The organism is Rhodococcus gannanensis, from assembly GCF_042681175.1.
GTDB lineage: Bacteria > Actinomycetota > Actinomycetes > Mycobacteriales > Mycobacteriaceae > Rhodococcus_G > Rhodococcus_G gannanensis.
This window is the reverse complement of the sequence record NZ_JBHUFB010000007.1, coordinates 58,114-77,075: the sequence shown is the minus strand read 5'-3', so window position 1 is coordinate 77,075 and position 18,962 is coordinate 58,114. Positions and strand designations below refer to the sequence as shown.

Sequence of the window (18,962 nt, the reverse complement as noted above, 5' to 3'; positions counted from 1 at the left end):
GCGCCGGGCGAACGACCGGCAAGTTCTGGTTAGCCTAACCAAACCTCTATGTCCGACTCAATCCCGCCCGGTCCAACGCCGCCAGCGCGGCCGAGATCCCCTCGGCGATCTCGCGGGCGTCCGACTCGGCGACCTGCGAGGCATCGTGATCGACCCGGACATTCGCGACACCGTCGCCGAAGGCAATCGTCACGTCGAGCGGACGTGGATCGATCGCCGTCTGCTGCGGCGTGCCCTCCTCCACCGCTCGCACACTCACCTCCGGACGCGGCAGCGCCGCGAAAACGGGCGCCGTCTGCGCACCCAGGTAACGGAGCATGCCGTAGCCCGAGTGTGACGGTGCCGCCGCGAGCGCCGCACGCGCCGTCGCCACCTCGCCGTCACCGACCCGGACGGGGACACCCGCTTCGAACGGACCGACCGTTCGGGCGTCGTCCGGGTCGCCATCCACGGCACCGGATCCGGCACACCGCACCTCGACGGCGAGATCCGCCGACACGCCGCGCCATCCACCGACGGCCTGCGCGACCGCCGCCACCACGACGGACTCCCTGTCGGCGCCGGGATCGTCGATCACGCCATCGACCTCGACCACTCCACGATCGGGTACGAGCGCAGGCAGTGCGGGCACACCCACCCGCAGCGAGGCTCCCGGAGCGAGCACCTGCGACCAGTGCGCCAACTCGGCCATGAGTGCCGGATCCTGCGCCCGATCGTTCAGTCGGTGCGCGAGCCCGTGCGCCGTCGCGGCGGGGCGCTTCGGGGTGTTGCCGCGCAGCAGCTCCCGCAGGTCCTCCGCGAGCACCGCGAGCGACCTGCTGTCCGCGGCGAACGCGTGCACCGCCACGACGAGCGTGCCGGGACCGTCACCGCCGTCGATCCACGTCGCCGCCACCACAGAGCCGGCCTCGGGGTCGAGCGACGCGGTCGCCGCACACTCGACATCGGAGTGCTGTTGCGCCCGATCGTCATTCGCCTCGACGCGGTCGACCGACACTTCCGACACCGCGAGGACGTCCAGCGACCACAGCACCGACGCCACCCGAGTCAACCGCAGTCGCAGCGCATCGTGTGTGGCAACCAGGCCGTCGACCGCCCCCTGCACCTGCGCGAGGGTCGCGCCCGGCGCGGTGTCGACAGTGACCGCAGCACCGATGCCTGCGGGCTCGCGACCCGACTCCCGGGCGCGGTGCACCATCGCGGTCAGCGGAAGCGAGCCCGACGCTGCCGGGTCCGCCGGACCGTCGTCGGCGGCACCGGTGGCCGCCGTGGCGGCGAACTCGGCGACGCGCGCGATCGCGGCCGGTGTGCGCCACTGGAAGATCTCCTTCGGCCCGAAGGTGATTCCGCGCCGCGAGGCGGCGTTGACCACCTGGATGGAGACGATGCTGTCGCCACCGAGGAGGAAGAAGTCGTCGTCGGCGCCGACCTCGTCGACGCGCAGCGCCTCGGCGAACAGCTCGCACAGCGCGGTCTCGCGGGGTCCGTCCGGCGCCCGTCGCTGCTCCGCCTCCGGCGGCGCGGGCTCCGGCAGCGCCTTCCGGTCCAGCTTCCCGTTGGCCGACAGCGGGAAGGCGTCCAGCACCACGACCGCCGTGGGCAGCATGTGTTCCGGCAGCGTCTGTGCGGCGAAGGCCAGCAGGTCGGGGATCTCGATCGTCCGTCCGGGGGCGGGAACGACGTAGGCGTCGACCCTGCCCGACCGGACGAGCGCCGCGGACTGTGCGACCGACGGATGGCCGGCGAGGACCGACTCGATCTCCCCGAGTTCGACGCGCTGCCCGCGCAGTTTCACCTGACCGTCGGCGCGGCCGAGGTAGTCCAGCGCGAGGCCGTCCGCGCCGTCCGGAGTGACGGAGCGCCAGCGCACCAGATCGCCTGTCCGGTACAGCCGCTCCCCCGGTTCTCCGTGTGGATCGGCCACGAACCGGTCGGCGGTCAGCGCGGCCCGGCCGTGGTACCCGCGGGCGAGCTGAACGCCGCCGAGGTACAACTCGCCCACCACTCCCGGCGGCACCCGACGCAGCTGCTCGTCGAGGACGAGCACCCGGGTGTTCCACACGGGAGCACCGATCGGGACCCAGCCGGGACCGTCGCCCGCCCACTCGGTGATCGGGGTCGCGGTCACGTCGACCGCAGCCTCGGTGGGCCCGTACAGGTTGAACAGGGGTCCGTCGACGAGCGCGTGGAACCGGTCGCGGTGCTCGGTCGTCAGCGCCTCACCACTGCACAGCACCCGGTCGAGAGCCGGGCGTACGCCGTCGTCGGCGACACCGTCGAGGAACGCGGCGAGCATGGACGGCACGAAGTGCGCCGTCGTGATCGCGCGCCGGGACATCACCTCGCGCAGGTACAGCGGGTCGCGGTGGCCGTCCGGCCGCGCCACCACCAGCGTGGCACCGGTGATCAAGGGCCAGAAGAACTCCCACACCGACACGTCGAACCCGGACGGCGTCTTCTGCAACACCCGGTCCGCCGCGGTCAGCCCGTACTCGTCCTGCATCCACGCGAGTCGGTTCACGATCGCGCGGTGGCTGACGACCACGCCCTTGGGCCGGCCGGTCGACCCGGAGGTGTAGAGCAGGTACGCGGCCGAGTCGGGGTGGGTGGGCACGACCTGTGCGGGCGGGTTCGCCGCGTCGAGGACGGCTCCGTCGGAATCGATGTCGATCACGGTGGCATCGGTCTCGACCCGCGCGACGTCCGGGCCGAGCAGCAGCACGGCGGGCTGCGCGTCGTCGACCATGTACGCCAGGCGGTCGGCGGGGTAGCTGTCGTCGAGCGGCAGGTACGCCGCACCCGCCCGGTGGATCGCCAGCAGCGCGACCACCAGTGCGGCGCTGCGACGGACCGCGACCGCCACCACTCCACCCGCCGCGTCGTGCAGGTGCGCCGCCAGCGCGTCGACGGCACGGTCGAGCCGGGCGTAGCTCCACTCCTGCCCGGTCTCGTCGACGACGAGAGCGAGGGCATCGGGTGTCACCGCGGCCTGGCGGGCGAACAGCTCCGGCAGCGTCGTCGCGTCGACCGCGACCGCGGAGCCCGACTCGGCGGCGGCGAGCGCGGCGCGGTCGGCGGCAGTCAGCGGGTCCAGGGCGGACAGCGCCGATTCCGGTCGCGCGGCGATCTGCTCGAGCAGCGTGATCAGCCGGCCCGCGAAGGCCTCGACTGTCGCGTGGTCGAACAGGTCGCTCGCGTACTCGATGCGGCCGCGGATTCCACCGTCGTCGGCCGCGGCGAGTTCGAAGGTCAGGTCGAACTTCGAGGTCCCGGTCTCGACGAACACCGGCGTCACGTCCAGTCCGGTCATCGCGACCGGGTCGATCGGATCCCGGTACTGCACGAGCACCTGGAACAGCGGCTGCCGGGACAACGACCGCGCGGGCGCCATCCGATCGACCAGCAACTCGAACGGAACGTCCTGGTGCGCATAGGCATCCAGATCGGTGTTCCGCACCCGGCGCAGCAGCTCGGCGAATGTGGGGTCACCGCTCAGATCGGTGCGCAGGACCAGGGTGTTGACGAAGAATCCGACCACCCGCTCCAGCGCGGCGGCGGACCGCCCGGCGACCGGCGACCCGACGACGACGTCGTCGCCGGCGCCGAGTTCGCGCAGCAGCACCGCGACAGCGGTGTGGGTGAGCATGAACATGGTGGCGCCGGAGTCGGCGGCGACCGCGCCCAACGCCCGGGCGGTGCTCGAGCCGAGGGTGAACCCGACCGCCGATCCCCGGTAGCCGGCGACGGCCGGACGCGGCCGGTCCCGCGGCAGGGTCAGCTCCTCCGGCTGGCCGGCGAGCACCGTGGCCCAGTGGTCGAGTTGGGTGGACACCGGGGAGCAGGGCTCGGTGGGGTCGCCGAGCACCCGCGGCTGCCACACGCTGAAGTCCCGGTACTGCACCGGAAGCGGCTGCGGCAGTGCCACCTTCGCACCCGTCAGATGCGAGTACGCGGCGGCCAGATCGGCGATCAGCGGGCGGGCCGACCACTCGTCGGCGGCGATGTGGTGAACCAGCAGCATCAGGTGCGCGTCGTCATCCGCGGTGCGGAGCAGCGTGGCGCGCAGCGGCAGCTCGGAGGCGATGTCGAACGCGTACCCCGTCTCCGCGACGAGCCGCTCGTCGAGGTCCGCAGCGGTGAGATCGACAACGGTGAGCGGGACCTCGCAGTCCTGGGCACCGAGGACCCGCTGGAACCCGATGTGCCCCTCACCCGACTCGAACACGGTGCGCAGGCTCTCGTGCATGCCGAGCAGGTGCGCCAGCGCGCCGCGCAGCGCGTCCACGTCCACCCGGCCGCGCAGCCGCATGGTGAACGGGATGTTGTAGGTCGGGCTCGGTCCTTCGAGCTGGAACAGGAACCACAACCGGCCCTGCGCCGCCGACATCGGAACCCGATCCGGATGGACGCCGCGCACCAACGGCACACGGGTCCCGGCTTCGCCCGACACGAGCGCGAGGCGGGCCGGGGTCCGCAGGTCGAAGATCTCGCGGATGCCGATCTCACGGCCCAGCCGGGAATCGAGCGCGAACGACAGTCGGGTGGCGAGCAGCGAGTTCCCGCCGAGGGCGAAGAAGTCCTCGTCGGGACCGACCGACTCGAGTCCGAGAAGGTCCGCGACGGCGCCGCAGATCACGCGTTCGGTGTCGGTGGCCGGTTCGCGGCGCGCCGCGTCCCGGGCCGGCGCGGGCAGCGCGTCCCGGTCGACCTTCCCGTTGGGCAACATCGGGAACTCGTCGAGCGCGACGAACGCGGCGGGAATCATGTAGTCCGGCAGCAGGTCCCGCAGGTGCATCCGAAGGTCGTCGCCGGTGAGCACCGCGCCACCGGTCACGTAGCCGACGAGCTGATCGGTGCCGGACGCCCCGGTCCGGACCGTGACCAGCGCCCGGTCGACACCCGGGTACGTGGTCAGCGCCGCCTCCACCTCGCCCGGTTCGATGCGGAACCCGTGCAGGCTCATCTGGTTGTCGGCGCGGGAGACGAACGCGAGGTCGCCGGTGCGGGTGCGGCGCACGAGGTCGCCGGTGCGGAACAGGCGGCCGTCGCCGAACGGGTTGGCGACGAACCGGCCGACGGTGAGGCCGGGACGGCCGAGGTAGCCGCGGGCGAGTTGCACTCCGCCGACGTGGAGTTCGCCGACGACGCCGTCCGGGACGGGCCGTAGGTGCGCATCGAGGACGTACTCCGCGACGCCGGGCACCGCGGCGCCGATCAGCACGGGCGATCCGGGCGATGCGGCCCAGACGTTCACGTCGCCGGCGACCTCGGAGGAGCCGTACGAGTTGTAGACCGTCACCTCGGTGTCCGCGGCGTCGGTGAGTTCGGCGATCACGCGCGGTTCGAGGGGCTCGCCACTGAGGAACCAGGTGGGCACGCGGGCGCCCGCGTCGGCGAGGGCGGCGGCCAGGCTGGGGACGGCCGTGACCTGGGTGACCTCGTGCGCCGCGACGAGCGCGGTCAGCGCACCGGGATCCTTCGATGCGGCGTCGTCGGCGAGCACCAGGCACGCTCCGGCGAGCAGTCCGGCGAGCAGTTCGGTGGATCCGTCGATGAAGCTCAGCGAGGACTTCGCGAGGCGGACGTCGCCGGCGATCGGCAGGTCACGCTGCCAGGACAGCCGGTTCGTCAGTGCCGCAACGGTTCCCGGGACGCCCTTCGGGGTGCCCGTGGAGCCCGAGGTGTAGACGACGTAGGCGAGATTCGCGCCACGCAGCGCGCCGATCCGTTCGGCGTCGGCGACGGCGTCCGGCGACCGCCCCTCCGCCTCTGCTTCGAGGTCGGCGACCGTCGCGATTGTCGCCGCCGGAGCCAGGCTCGCGACGAGAGCCGAGGTCTGCGCGTCGGTCAGGACCAGCGTCGGCGCGGCGTCGATGAGCATGTGCTCGATGCGAGCGGCCGGGTAGGCAGGGTCGACGGGCAGGTAGGCGGCGCCAGCGGCGACCACCGCGCGCAACGCGACGACGGCACCGGCGGTGCGGGTGACGGCGATCGCGACGACGGTGTCCGGGCCGACGCCACGGTCGATCAGGGTCCGCGCCAGCCTGTTCACACGGGCGGCGAGGACGCCGTAGGTGAGTTCGGCGCCGTCCGCGACCAGCGCGACGCGGTCGGCGAAGTCCCTGTCCGCCGCGGCGAGCAGGTCCGGCAACAACGTGTCGTCGACCGGTGCCGGCGGTGCCTGCAGCGCCGCCTGTTCGGCGGGCACCAGCACGTCGACGGCGTGCGCCGACGGGTCGTCCACCCCGGCCACCACGACGAGGACCGAGCGGAGCCGCTGCGCGAGTGCCTCCGCGGTCTCACGGTCGAACAGGTCGACGGCGTATTCGACGCGGACGTCGAGACCGTCCGGCAACTCGACGAATTCGAAGGTGAGGTCGAACTTCGCGGTCCCGGTGGACAGGTACGACGGCTCCACCTCCAGACCTGCGAACGCGGGCGCGACGTGCGGGGTGCGGTGCTGCACGAGGGTCTGGAAGAGCGGATGCCGCGACAGCGACCGCGTCACGCCCGCCGCGTCGACGACGTCCTCGAACTGCGCGGCCTGGTGGGCGAACGCGTCGAGGTCCGCGCGGCGCACCCGGTCGAGCACCTCGCAGACGGTCGGGTCGCCCGACAGGTCGACGCGCAGGGCGAGGGTGTCGACGAACAACCCGACGACGTCCTCCACACCACCCGCACCACGCCCCGCGACGGGTGCGCCGAGAACGATGTCGTCGCCTGCGCCGAGCCGGGCGAACAGGATCGCGACGGCGGCCTGGACCGCCATGAACATCGAGGTGCCCGTCGCGGCCGTACGCGACCGCAGCCCGTCGATCACCTCGGCCCCGAGGTGCAGCCAGACGTCGTCGCCGCGCTGTGACGGGACCGCCGGGCGGGAGCGGTCGCGTGGGAGCGCGGCCTCCTCCGGCGCGCCGGCGAGCGCCGTTCTCCAGAAGTCCAGTGCGGCCGCGGGTTCCGCGTTCGACTCCTGCCAGGCGGCGTAGTCGGCGTACTGGATCCGGTCGTCGCCCTCGGGCAGATCGCCGCCCGAGTACGCCGCCGCCAGGTCGCCGAGCACCGGGCCCGCCGACCACTCGTCACCGGCGAGGTGATGGATCACCAGCAGCAGCACGGCCGCGTCGGGGGCCGTCCGCAGCAGGTGCGCCCGGATCGGGATCTCGGAGGTCAGGTCGAACGGCGTCCGAGCCGCGTCCCGCAACGCCGCATCCAGATCGCCTTCGGCCAGGTCGGCGACGACGGTGGGGACGGCGGTGTCGGCGGGCAGGATGCGCGCGGCGCCGACACCGTCGACGTCGACCACGACGGAACGCAACACCTCGTGCCGTGCGACGACCGCTGCGAGAGCGCGGCGCAGGGCGTCCTCGTCGACGCGGCCCGAGATCCGCAGCACGAAGGGAACGTTGTAGGTCGCCGAGGGGCCGTTGGCGCGGTGCAGAAACCACAGCCGCTGCTGCGCCGACGACAGCGGCATCGTCGCGGCGCGCGGCACCGGCGTCACCGCGGGCAGCGCGGGGGACGCCGAGTCGGCGACGGCGGCGAGGCCCGCCACGGTCGGGGTGTCGAAGACGTCCCGCAGGGTCAGACTCGCCCCGAGTGCGTCGGCGATACGCGCCAGCAGTCGAGTCGCCGACAGCGATGTGCCGCCGAGGGTGAAGAAGTCCGCGTCGACCCCCGGATCGGCGATCCCGAGGAGGTCCGCGAACGCCGCCGCGATGGCGCGCTCGGAGGGTGTGTCGGCCCGGCGGCCCGTCTCGACGTCCCCGAAATCGGGTGCGGGCAGCGCCTTCCGGTCCACCTTCAGGTTCGGTGTCAGCGGGAACTCGTCCAGCACCACCAGCGCCGACGGAACCATGTAGCCGGGCAACGCGTCCGCGAGGTGCACCCGGAGCGCGGCCGTGTCGATGACGATGCCGTCGGCCGCGACGACGTAGCAGACGAGCCGCAGGGCGCCGGTGGCGTCGGGGTGCGCCACGGTGACCGAGGCGGACACGGCGGCGAACCCGGCAGCGACGGTGTCGATCTCACCGAGCTCGATCCGGTGCCCGCGCACCTTCACCTGGTCGTCGCCGCGGCCGAGGTATTCGAGGGTGCCGTCGGCGGTCCAGCGTGCGAGGTCGCCCGTGCGGTACAGGCGCCCGCGCCCGGCCGGGTCCGCGACGAACCGTGCGGCAGTGAGATCGGGGCGACCCCGGTAGCCGCGCGCCAGCTGCGGCCCGGCGACGTACAGCTCGCCGACGACACCCGCCGCCGCCGGCTGCAGGAAGCGGTCGAGCACGACGGCGGCCGTCCCGGGGAACGGGCCACCGATGGAGCCGGACCAGTCGCGGCCGGCGGGCACCGGCGCGGAGGTGCACCAGACCGTCGCCTCGGTGGGCCCGTACATGTTCGTCACGGACGGCGCCCGGTTCGAGAGGTCGGTCGCGACCGGCGCGGGCAGCGCCTCGCCGCCGACGAGGACGGCAACCGACGTCAGGTTCACCGCCGGGTGGTCGAGCACCGCGCTCCACAGCGACGGGGTCGCCTGCATCGCGGTGACGGACTCCGACGCGATCAGCGCCGCCAGCGCGGCCGGGTCGCGGGCCGCGTCCTCGTCGGCCAGCACGACCGTGCCGCCCTGGCACAGCGGGACGAACAGCTCCAGGACCGCGATGTCGAAGGACAGCGTGGTGACCGCGAGCAGCCTTGTCGCGGAGCCGATCCGCGCCACCTCGGCGGCGGCCTCGACGAACCGGGACAGCGCGCGGCGGTCGAGGACGACGCCCTTCGGGTTTCCCGTGGAACCGGAGGTGTAGATGACGTAGGCGGTGCTCGCGGGGTCCGCGACAGCGGTCTCGGCGGGTCCGGTCTCGACCGACCCGATCCACGTGATCGCCCCGCCCGAGAGGGTCGCGACCGAGGTACCGGCCGGCACCGTGACCCGGTCCGTGAAGCCCACCGTCGTCAGCAGCACGGCGGGTCGAGCGTCGGCCAGCATGTAGTCGAGCCGCGACGTCGGGAACTGCGGGTCCAGGGGAACGTATCCCGCGCCGGTGCGCAGCACGGCGAGCAGTGCGACCACCACGTCCGCGGTACGCGGCAACGCCAGCGCGACCAGGGATTCCGGCGACGCACCGCGGGATGCCAGCTCGGCGGCCAGGACGTCGACTCGGTCCGCGAGTTCGCGGTACGTCAACCGGTCTGCGCCCGCGACGAGTGCGAGAGCGTCGGGTCGCGCCGCGACCTGGTCGCCGAATCGGGCCGGCACGTCTCGGCTCTCGTCGACGGCGATCGTCCCGGACCACGCCGTCAGGTCCCGCAGAACATCGTCGCTCGTCAGATCCACCCGTGCCAGAACCTGGCCGCCGACCACCGTCGCGTCCAGCAGTCGGGTCAGCCCCGTCACGTGCCGGTCCAGGTCTGCCTCGGTGTAGCGGGCGGCGTCGGCGTCGATCTGGATCTCGATCTCGCGGGTGTCGTCGAGTCGGCGCACCACGAACGTGATGTCGCGGACGGGCCCGCGCGCGAGCGAGTGCACCGTCGCGGTCGCGCCGGTGAAGCGCAGGGTGTCGCCGAACGGCTTGATGTTGACGGTCGGGCCCACCGGTCCGGCCGCGGCGGCCGGGAGCCGCAGCGCGCGGTGGATGTCCTCGGCGCGGTACCGGGCGTGCGGGGTGATCCGGCCAACGGCGGCCCGGACTGCGGAGGTCATCGCCCGGATGTCGGCGCCGGGATCGACCGACACCCGGAGGGGGACGACGTTGACCGCGGTGGTCAGCACCTTCGCGGCCGCGGTCCCCATCCGGTTCATCGCCGGGAAGCCCAGCGTCACATCGAGTTCCCCGGTCACACGTGCGAGGTGCCCGGCGAGGACGGCGGTGGTCGCGTCGCCCCAGCCGCCGCCTGCGGAACGACCGATCTCGTCGAGTCGGTCGGCGGTGCCGGCGCCGACGGTGACCGTCCGGCTGCACAGGTCCCGAGCGACAGCCGACGCGGGAGGCGCGGGTGTCGACGCCGGGCTGATCGCGTCCGGAGCGCCGCGCAGCTCGGTGAGCCAGAAGTCGCGGTCCGCGTCCGCGGCACCGGACTCTTCGTAGGAGCGGTTCTCGTCGAGCACCTTCTCGACGGGGTCGAAGCGGGGAGCGGGGGGCTCGGCCCCGGCTGCCAGCGCGTTGTGCACGGCGGCGATCCGGCGGCCGAGCAGGCTGTACCCGTAGACGTCGAGGACTGCGTGGTGGGCGCGGTGGAAGAGGGCCAGTCGGTCGGTGCCGAGGACGTACACGGCGGCGCCGTAGCCGGGCTGCGAGGTCAGGTCGATCGGCTCCCGCAGACGAGCGCGCATGTCGGCGAGGGCCGCGTCCGTTCCGTCGGCGGCGACGACCGCGGTCGGCGGCAGCGCCGCCGCGCCCGGGACCTGGCGGACGGTTCCGTTCTCGACGGTGACGCGGGTACGCAGTTCCGGCGACTGCGCGACCACCAGGTCGACGGCACGCGCGAGCGTCGCCGCGTCGACCGGACCGGTGATCTCGATGCACTGACCGGTGACGAATGCAGGATTGTCCGGGTCGAGTTGCTGTGCGAACCACATTCCCGCCTGCGCGGAAGACAGGTTCAGCTGCGCACTCGACTCCACCGACTACTCCTCACCACACTCTCGACGTGCCCGCCCGGACCGCGAACGAACAGCAAGTTGGTAAGGGTAGCCTATTCTATGCGTTCGACAGGTAGGCACCCGCCGCTCGAATCAGCGCAGGACCCGCTCGAGAAATGCCCCGGCCTCCGACACCGACTGTCCCAACCCCTCCGTATGGCCGCCACTGGGCAGACGCAGGGCGAACTGCTCACCCGCCAGTGTCAGGTCGGCAGCGAACCACAGGGACAGAGCAGGCGGAACCGTCTGGTCCGCCAGGCCCTGCACGAGCATCAGCGGTTGCTCGAACCCGGTGGCCGGTACCCCGAGGTACTCGGTGACGGCCTGCGGCAGGGGCGTCCCCGCCAGTGGGCGACCGAACAGGTCGCTCACCGGCATCCGGTTCGCCATCGGCTTGAACTCCGCGAGTGGGGTGGTGTCGGCCGCATCGACTAGTTCACGGCCTGCCGGGGTCAGGTATCCGTTCACGTCGAGATCGGGCCTCGACTCCCGCAGACCGGACGCGATGTACGCCATGTAGAGCGTCAGCCCGTCCAGTCGCAGGTCGGGAAAGTCGGGACCGGCGAGTCCGACGAGCCGGTCGAGATTTGTCGGGGCACCGCTGGCGAACGTGCCCCGGTAGTCCAACTCGGGGGCGAGCGATTCGGCTCTCAGGGCTGTCGCGAGCGCCGCGTGGCCGCCCTGCGACTGGCCGGCCGCCACCCAGCGCTCGGACGTGCCCGGCACCAGCTCACGAGCCGCGCGCACCGAGTCGACGACATTGCGGGCGGCGACGTCGGCGTTGAGGTAGGGATGCACACCGGGTGTGCCCAGGCCCGCATAGTCGGTGGCGACGATCATGAACCCCCGTCCCAGCCAATCCGAGAACAAGGTGCGGTAGAGGTCGTACACCACACCGGACCTGGTGGGCGCGTCCGTGTCGGCCATGCCCACCGTGCCGTGCGCCCACGCCACGATCGGCCAGCCGCCATCGGGTGCAGTGCCTTCCGGGACGAGGACCTGCGCGGTCGACAGCCCGTCCGCGCCCGCGGTCCGATAGGTGAACACCAGCACCTGCGAGGCCCCCTCGACGCCGAGTGCCGGATCGGTCAGCGGGCTGCCCACCACGACCCCCGGGTCCGCGGGTACGGCGTGCGCGACCGTCGCCGACGTGACGACAAGGGCGGCTGCGACGAGTCCGGCGACCAGTCCAGTGACGCGGAGCATGCAGGCAATGCCTTTCGTTGGGGTGGTTGTAGTTTCGCCCGTCGACAGTAGTTTCCCCGGGCCTACCCGTGGGGTGTGACGATCGGTTGGATGTCATCGCCGGAGATGAGGCCGTGACGACCCTTGCGGTATCCACCGCCCCGATCGAAGATGGGCACGACCGCTGAAGTTAGGATGACCTATCTCGTTCTGGAAAGGACCACGCGTATGCCGGTGACCACCCCGTCCCAGCGGCTCGACCTCCCGATCGTCCTGCGTGAACTCACGGTCATCCGCACCACCGAGGTCACCCCCCGGATGCGGCGGATCACCGTCGGCGGCGACCAGCTGAGATCGTTCCGTAGCGGCGAACTCGACGTCACTCCCTTCCGCACCGAGGGCGCCGACGACTACGTCAAGGTGTTCCTGCCCGAGGAGGGCGAGACCGAGCCGGTGCTGCCCGAGCAGCACGACGGCCACCTGCACTGGCCGCGCAAGCCCGCACCCGTCGCCCGGGCGTACACGGTGCGCCGATTCGACGCCGCCACCGGCGAACTCGACCTGGACTTCGTGGTGCACGGCCACGGCGTCGGAGGCAACTGGGCCCGCGACGCGAAGCCCGGCGACGTCCTGCACCTCGCGGGACCGAAGGTCTCGACGATTCCGCCGGTCGGCGCGGACTGGTGGCTCCTGGCCGGCGACGAGACGGCACTGCCCGCGATCGGCCGGTACGTGGAGTCGCACGACGATCCGGCGTCACTGCACGCGGTGGTCCTGGTGGACGGGCCCGCCGAGGAACAGCGCGACCTGACCGGCGTCACCTGGGTGCACCGACAGCCCGGAGCAGCGGACGCCACGCTCCTCGCAAATGCCGTGCGGCGCGTCGTCCCGCAGTCGGGGGACGGATGGATGTGGATCGCGGGCGAGGCCACGATCGTGCGGGAACTCCGGGCGGTGGCCAAGGAACGCGGCATTCCGAAGGACCAGCTGGATGCGTCGGGCTACTGGCGGGTCCCGGTCAGTGGCGCGTTCGCCCGCGTTCGGGCGCTGCGTGACCAGGCCGTCGAGTCGATGGAGCACCGTCGCCGGGAGCACCACTGAGGGGTGCCTCCCGGAACGGCGGGTCGGTGCGTCAGCGCGTGGCGAGCTGATCCGCCGCGCCGGGCACCGGTTCGGCCGGATCGGTGCCGAGTTCGACGATCGCGTTGCGCGAGTCGACGTGCACGACACGGGGAACGAAGTCCGCGGCCTCGCGGGTGTCCACGTGCCGGTACGCCATGATGATCACCAGGTCACCCGGCGAGATCAGGTGCGCCGCAGCACCGTTGATACCGATCACGCCCGTCCCCCGGGCGCCGGCGATCGCATAGGTCTCGAGCCGCGCACCGTTGTCGATGTCGACGATGTGCACCTGCTCGCCTTCGAGCAGATCTGCGGCATCCATCAGGTCCTCGTCGATGGTCACCGATCCGACGTAGTGCAGATCTGCCTGCGTGACGGTGGCACGATGGATCTTCCCGGACAGCATGATGCGATTCACGAGGCGTAGGTTAGCCTAAGCGAAGAAGAGTGCGACAGGGGTAGGTCCCGAACCACGACCCCGGCAAGGACGAAGGATGACGACCGGCACGGCCCCGAACGCGGCCACACCGAACCAGCCGACAGACTGCGCAGGGCCCCACTTCGTCCTGTCCCGTCCGCACGGCACGGTCACCGCACACGGGGTCACCGGCACGATCTCCGACCCCACCGAGGCCGTGGCCCGGGTACGCGCAGGCGAGGCGATCGCCGGGGCACTGCCGTTCGACGTCCGCGAACCCGCTGCGCTCACCGTCCCCGGACGACTCGAGATCACCTCCGCCCCGCTTCCGGTCACAGCTCGGCCCGAAGTACCCGCCGTCACCGTCCGCAGGTACCTGCCCGCGCCGGCCGAACACACCCGCCGCGTCACCGACGCGGTCACCCGACTGCGGGAGACGTCGCTGCGCAAGGTCGTTCTCGCGCGCGCGGTCGAACTGGACGCGACGGAGCCGCTGGACCATCGCGCTGTGCTCGCCCGCCTCGTGGCGGCCGACCCGAACGGAAACGGCTACTCCGTGGATCTCGGCGCCGCGGGCGACGATCACCGCGGTGTGCGCCTCGTCGGTTCGAGTCCGGAGGTGCTGATCCGCAGGCAGGGTGCCACGGTCACCTGCCACCCACTTGCCGGGTCCGCTCCGCGCGATTCCGATCCCGACCGGGACGCCGCCCTCGGGCGCGCGCTCGCCGAATCGACCAAGGACCTCACCGAGCACTCGTATGTGGTCGAGTCGCTCAAGGAATCGCTCGCGCCGCTGTGCTCCGACATCGAGGTGCCGCCCGGACCGGTCCTCACGACCACTCCGCAGCTGTGGCACCTGGGCACCCCGCTCCGTGCGACCCTCCGCGACCCCCACGTCTCGGCACTGGAATTGGCGCTTGCCGTGCATCCGACGCCGGCCGTCTGCGGAACCCCCACGGACGAGGCGATGCGCACCATCCTCGCCGTCGAGGGCGGACGCGGCTTCTACGCGGGCGCCGTCGGCTGGACCGACGCGTCCGGCGACGGCGAGTGGATGGTGACGATTCGCTGCGCCCGGATCGCGGCGGACGGGCTCGGCGTCCTCGCACATGCGGGCGGCGGCATCGTCGCCGCATCCGAACCGGACAGCGAACTCGACGAGACCACAACGAAATTCGGCACGATCATGGCGGCGCTGGGGGTCATGGACTGACCCCCAGCGGGCGTCGGCCTCAGGCGGTACGTCGCTCCTCGGCCGCGGTCGCCTCGATCGCCGCGACGACGTCGGCCGTCGTCGGCACCACACCGGCCCGCTTCGCGACGTACTCCAGCGCCATCACGTGCTCGTCCCGGGTGAAGTCCGCGGTCGCGTCGACGACCATGAACGGCGCGACATCGCTCATGAACGCCTCGCTGGCACTGAGCATGCAGCCCATGTGCGCGTAGACGCCGGTGACGATCAGCTGGTCGCGGCCGAAGTGCCCGAGGAGCTGCCGGAGGTCGGTGCGCTGGAACGCCGAGTAGCGCCACTTGGTGACCTGGATGTCCGATCGGCGAGGCTCGAGCTCCTCCACCACCTCGGTGTCGCGGCCGGTGGTCATGCCGACGCCCCAGAAGTCGGCGAGGATCCCACGCCGCGACGGATGCTGATCACCCGGCTGCATCGTGTAGATCACCGGAATCCCGGCGCGCGTACACGCGTCCCGGATGGCGGCGATGTTCGCAAGGACCGAGGAGATCGGTTCGGTGCCCGGCGCGTACGCGTCGATGAAGTACTTCTGCATGTCGTGGATCAGCAGCGCGCAGCGCGACGAGTCCAGCGTCCAGTCGACCCGGTCGGCGGACACCTCGTCGCGGCTCGGCAGGTCGTACGGCGCGATGGGCGGGATTGCCATCCGGTCACTCCTTGTCTGTCGGGGATTGATTCGATCGAGTTCTGGTGTGCTGATTCACATGTCGAGCGTTGCTCCACCGTCGACACGTAGGTCGTGCAGCGTGACGTGCCGGGCGGCGTCCGAACACAGGAACAGCACCGTCTGCGCGACGTCCTCCGGCCGGGCGATGCGTCCCAGCGGAATGCCGAGGCGGAACGACGCCGAGTCGCCGGCCACGACGGCCGCCGACTCGTCCCCCGCGGACCACATGCCGCGCAGCATGGGGGTGTCCGTGGAGCCCGGGGAGACGATGTTGCAGCGAATGCCGTGCGGCGCCAGTTCCAGACCGAGGCTGCGCAGGTACGCCGTCGCGGCGGCCTTCGACGCGCCGTACGCCGCCATCGACGTCCGCGGCGTCGCGGCCGCATTCGAGGAGACCCCCACGATCACACCGAGTTCCGCCCCCGCCGCGGTGGCCGCGACGAACCGGCGGCCGGCCTCGCCCGCGACGTTCCGGGTCCCGGTCCCGTTGACCGCCATGCAGATCTCCCAGTCGTCGCCGAGATCCATCGCGGAGCCGGTCCGCAGGACCCCGGCGGTGTGGACGAGGACGGAGATCGGGCCGACAGCCCGTTCCGTGCGATCCCAGGCCGCGGCGACGGCGCCCGCGTCGGTGACGTCCACCGCGAGCGTGCCGCCCGATTCGAGGTCCGCGCCGACGTCGCCGGCCAGGTCCCACCGGGCCACGGTGGCACCGACGGATTCGAGCACGCGGGCGCACGCGTCGCCGATGCCGCCTGCGGCACCGGTTACGAGTACGGAACGCCCGGTCACACCTTCCACAGCCATAAGCGTAGGCTACCCTTACGGATTTGGTGGTGGCGCCCCAGGGCACACCCGAAGCGAAAGGGATGCGGTGCCCGAGCAGTCGAGCGGACCTGTCGAATTCACCCGGTGGCCCGAGGCCGACGCCGCGGACTACCGACGCGAGGGCGTCTGGGCGGGAACGACGTTCGACCGCGTCCTGCGCGACACGGTGGCCCGACGCCCGGACGCCGTCGCCGTCGTCGACGCCGACACCTCGTGGACGTACGCCGACCTCGACGCCCGAGTCGACGCACTCGCCGCCGGACTGCTCGATCTCGGCATCGAGGCGCGGCAGCGGGTGATGATTCAGCTGCCGAACCGGGCCGAGTACGTCGCCACCGTCTTCGCGCTGTTCCGCATCGACGCCCTACCGGTCTTCTGCCTGCCCGCGCACCGCGCCGCCGAGCTCACCGCCCTCGCCGCGGCGTCCGAGGCCGTCGCGATCGTCGTCGCGCATCACCACGAGGGCTTCGACCACGCCGCCCTCGCCACCGAGGTCTCCGCCGCCGTCCCGACACTGCGCACCGTGATCTGCATCCCCGACGCGGGCGCCGACGCCCCCGCGGGAACTGTCGCATTCGGCGACGTGCGCGGCGACACCCGAGAGTTCCCCGCTGCCGACCCTTCCGAGGTCGCGTTCCTCCAACTGTCGGGAGGCAGCACCGGCGTCCCCAAGCTGATTCCCCGCACTCACGACGACTACCTGTACAGCGTGGTCCGCAGCAACGAACTGTGCGGCGTCACCGAGGACACCGTCTACATGGCGACTCTCCCTGTCTCCCACAACTTTCCGATGAGCTCCCCGGGCATCCTCGGCGCGGTCGCCGCGGGCGGCACGATCGCCCTCACCCCGTCCCCGGCGCCGACCACCGCGTTTGCGATGATCGAACGAGCCCGCGTCACCATGACCGGACTCGTCCCCCCACTGGCCCGGCTGTGGACGGAAGCCGCCGAGCGCGGCACCACCCACGACATCTCCAGCCTCGCCACCGTCCAGGTCGGCGGGGCCCGCTGCCCCGACGAACTCGCCGCCCGCATCGGGCCCGCGCTCGGCGCACGACTGCAGCAGGTGTTCGGGATGGCCGAAGGTCTCGTCTGCTACACCCGACTCGACGACCCTGACGAGATCGTGAACACCACCCAGGGCCGGCCGATGTCTCCGCTGGACGAAATTCGCGTCGTCGACGAGAACGACGCCGACGTCCCGGCGGGAACCGAAGGCGCACTCCTGACCCACGGGCCGTACACGATCCGCGGCTACTACAACAACGCCGACGCCAACGCACGCTCCTTCACCGCCGACGGCTGGTACCGCACCGGCGACGTCGTCCGCGTCGACCCCGGCGGCAACATCACCGTGTGCGGCCGCGCCGTCGACCGGATCAACCGGGGCGGCGAGAAGGTGTCCGCCGAAGAGGTCGAGGAACACCTGCTGGCGCATCCGTCGATCCGGGACGTGGTGGTCGTCGCCATCGCCGACGAGTACCTCGGAGAGCGCACCTGCGCGTTCGTCCTCGCCGCCGACGAGGACAACCCGCCCAAGACGGGCCAGATCCGCGCGTTCGTCCGCGAGCGCGGGCTCGCGGCGTGGAAGATCCCCGACAAGGTGCAGGTGCTCGACGCCTTCCCCGAAACCGGCGTCGGCAAGACCAGCCGCAAGGAACTGAGGAAGGCGCTCACCGCCCGCTGAGCGGGCGGGTACGGATTCGGCGGGTCAGCGCTCGATCGCGATGACCGCGCCGGGCTGCAGCCAGCGGATCAGCCACACGAGGGAGGACTCGTCGATGGCGACGCACCCGAGAGTGGGTTCGCCGTTCGTGACGTGGAGGAAGAACGCTCCGCCGTCGCCGGGGACCCGAGCCTTGTTGACGCCCATCGTCACCGCGTAGCGGTACTCGGGGATCTGCAACTGCTCCGCGGAGTCCTCGTCGAAGGCGCACGTTCCCGGTGCACAGACCTGGTGGGTGTTGAACGTCGGGCTGGCCGGGTCGCCGTCCCACCAGTCGTCGGGACCGACGGTGCGGTAGGGCAGGCCGCCGCCCGGCGACGGCGCGGTACCGAATGCCTCGTCGAGACTGAACACGCCGATCGGGGTCGCCGGGAAGCCGTCGCGGGCGCGGTCCGTGAAGCCCGACTCCCCCACCAGAGCCGGCAGCGACGGGGAGACCCGGTGCCATCCGACCGGCGAACGCTGCCAGGCCTCGAGCGTCGCGCCGGACCCGGAGGTTCCGTTGACGGCGACGACCTGGGTTGCGGATCCGACCTGGTCGGCGAACCACGGCCCCTGGGCTGCGGCGATGGGAGCGCACAGCAGGGCGAGTACCGTCGCGACAACGGTCGAAAATATGACTGACATCACATTCCGCACACCACATCGTGACCGGTGGTGGCGTCCCGGTCAAACGCTGGGATGTACTCGGCGTGTTCCCGCTGGCAGGATCGGCGCAAACCTCGACCGCCCGACCGACCGGAGACACCATGACCCCGACCTCTCCCGACACGACGACGTCCGCCGCGGTGGTCGAAGAATTCCTCACCGCGCTCGCCCACGCCGACCTGGACGCTGCCACCGCGCTCACCACCGAGGACATCGTCTGGCAGAACGTCTCGCTACCCACCCTGCGCGGCGCCCGCGCCGTCGGGGTGATGCGTGGCCTCGCCCGCCCCTCGATCAAGTTCGACGTGATCATGCACAACATCACCGCGACCGGAAACGTCGTCCAGACCGAACGCACCGATCTGATCGCGGTCGGGCCGCTGTCCGTCGAGTTCTGGGTGTGCGGCACGTTCGAGGTGCGCGACGGCAGGATCGCGGTCTGGCGCGACTACTTCAGCTACCGAGATTCCTTGCGCGGCTTGATCGTCG

10 protein-coding genes are annotated in these 18,962 nt (G+C 71.7%); 4 read left to right on the top strand and 6 right to left on the bottom strand.

Features of this window, described 5'->3' with window-relative positions; translation table 11 throughout:
• Positions 1–46 precede the first annotated feature (46 nt).
• On the bottom strand, positions 47–10,612 hold the full coding sequence (locus tag ACFSJG_RS04035) for an amino acid adenylation domain-containing protein (RefSeq protein ID WP_378483920.1): 10,566 nt from the start codon (positions 10,610–10,612) through the stop codon (positions 47–49).
• 111 nt (positions 10,613–10,723) lie between these two features.
• Positions 10,724–11,836 (bottom strand): alpha/beta hydrolase family protein, encoded by a 1,113-nt coding sequence (locus tag ACFSJG_RS04030; RefSeq protein WP_378483919.1) that lies wholly within the window; start codon positions 11,834–11,836, stop codon positions 10,724–10,726.
• Between the two features lie 207 nt (positions 11,837–12,043).
• Here ACFSJG_RS04030 and ACFSJG_RS04025 point away from each other — a divergent pair, with 207 nt between their 5' ends.
• On the top strand, positions 12,044–12,916 hold the full coding sequence (locus ACFSJG_RS04025) for a siderophore-interacting protein (RefSeq protein ID WP_378483918.1): 873 nt from the start codon (positions 12,044–12,046) through the stop codon (positions 12,914–12,916).
• Between the two features lie 31 nt (positions 12,917–12,947).
• On the opposite strand, the gene panD is transcribed toward ACFSJG_RS04025, so the two are convergent.
• Positions 12,948–13,343, bottom strand: a complete 396-nt coding sequence (gene panD / locus ACFSJG_RS04020) for an aspartate 1-decarboxylase (RefSeq protein ID WP_378484250.1) — start codon at positions 13,341–13,343, stop codon at positions 12,948–12,950.
• A gap of 88 nt (positions 13,344–13,431) precedes the next feature.
• On the opposite strand from panD, the gene ACFSJG_RS04015 reads away from it, so the two are divergent.
• Positions 13,432–14,568, top strand: a complete 1,137-nt coding sequence (locus ACFSJG_RS04015; protein WP_378483917.1) for an isochorismate synthase — start codon at positions 13,432–13,434, stop codon at positions 14,566–14,568.
• A gap of 19 nt (positions 14,569–14,587) precedes the next feature.
• Here ACFSJG_RS04015 and ACFSJG_RS04010 read toward each other — a convergent pair whose 3' ends face one another.
• Positions 14,588–15,250, bottom strand: a complete 663-nt coding sequence (locus ACFSJG_RS04010; protein WP_378483916.1) for an isochorismatase family protein — start codon at positions 15,248–15,250, stop codon at positions 14,588–14,590.
• Between the two features lie 54 nt (positions 15,251–15,304).
• The gene (locus ACFSJG_RS04005; RefSeq protein WP_378483915.1) at positions 15,305–16,078 is read right to left on the bottom strand and encodes an SDR family oxidoreductase; all 774 of its coding nucleotides are present in this window, start codon (positions 16,076–16,078) and stop codon (positions 15,305–15,307) included.
• A 67-nt stretch (positions 16,079–16,145) separates the two neighbouring features.
• On the opposite strand from ACFSJG_RS04005, the gene ACFSJG_RS04000 reads away from it, so the two are divergent.
• A complete protein-coding gene (locus ACFSJG_RS04000) occupies positions 16,146–17,786 on the top strand; it encodes a (2,3-dihydroxybenzoyl)adenylate synthase (RefSeq protein WP_378483914.1) in 1,641 nt (546 codons plus the stop codon).
• A gap of 24 nt (positions 17,787–17,810) precedes the next feature.
• Here the strand turns inward: ACFSJG_RS04000 and ACFSJG_RS03995 are convergent, their stop codons facing one another.
• Positions 17,811–18,464: a L,D-transpeptidase family protein gene (locus ACFSJG_RS03995; RefSeq protein ID WP_378483913.1), complete on the bottom strand. Its 654-nt coding sequence runs from the start codon at positions 18,462–18,464 to the stop codon at positions 17,811–17,813.
• Between the two features lie 110 nt (positions 18,465–18,574).
• Here ACFSJG_RS03995 and ACFSJG_RS03990 point away from each other — a divergent pair.
• Positions 18,575–18,962 (top strand): limonene-1,2-epoxide hydrolase family protein (locus ACFSJG_RS03990; RefSeq protein ID WP_378483912.1); only part of this gene is annotated, 388 nt, incomplete at its 3' end.

Excerpts from the sequence above, each read along its gene's own strand:
- ACFSJG_RS04030 (WP_378483919.1), bottom strand. The coding sequence starts at position 11,836 with ATGCTCCGCGTCACTGGACTGGTCGCCGGACTCGTCGCAGCCGCCCTT.
- ACFSJG_RS04025 (WP_378483918.1), top strand. The coding sequence starts at position 12,044 with ATGCCGGTGACCACCCCGTCCCAGCGGCTCGACCTCCCGATCGTCCTG.
- panD (WP_378484250.1), bottom strand. The coding sequence starts at position 13,343 with ATGCTGTCCGGGAAGATCCATCGTGCCACCGTCACGCAGGCAGATCTG.
- ACFSJG_RS04015 (WP_378483917.1), top strand. The coding sequence starts at position 13,432 with ATGACGACCGGCACGGCCCCGAACGCGGCCACACCGAACCAGCCGACA.
- ACFSJG_RS04010 (WP_378483916.1), bottom strand. The coding sequence starts at position 15,250 with ATGGCAATCCCGCCCATCGCGCCGTACGACCTGCCGAGCCGCGACGAG.
- ACFSJG_RS04005 (WP_378483915.1), bottom strand. The coding sequence starts at position 16,078 with ATGGCTGTGGAAGGTGTGACCGGGCGTTCCGTACTCGTAACCGGTGCC.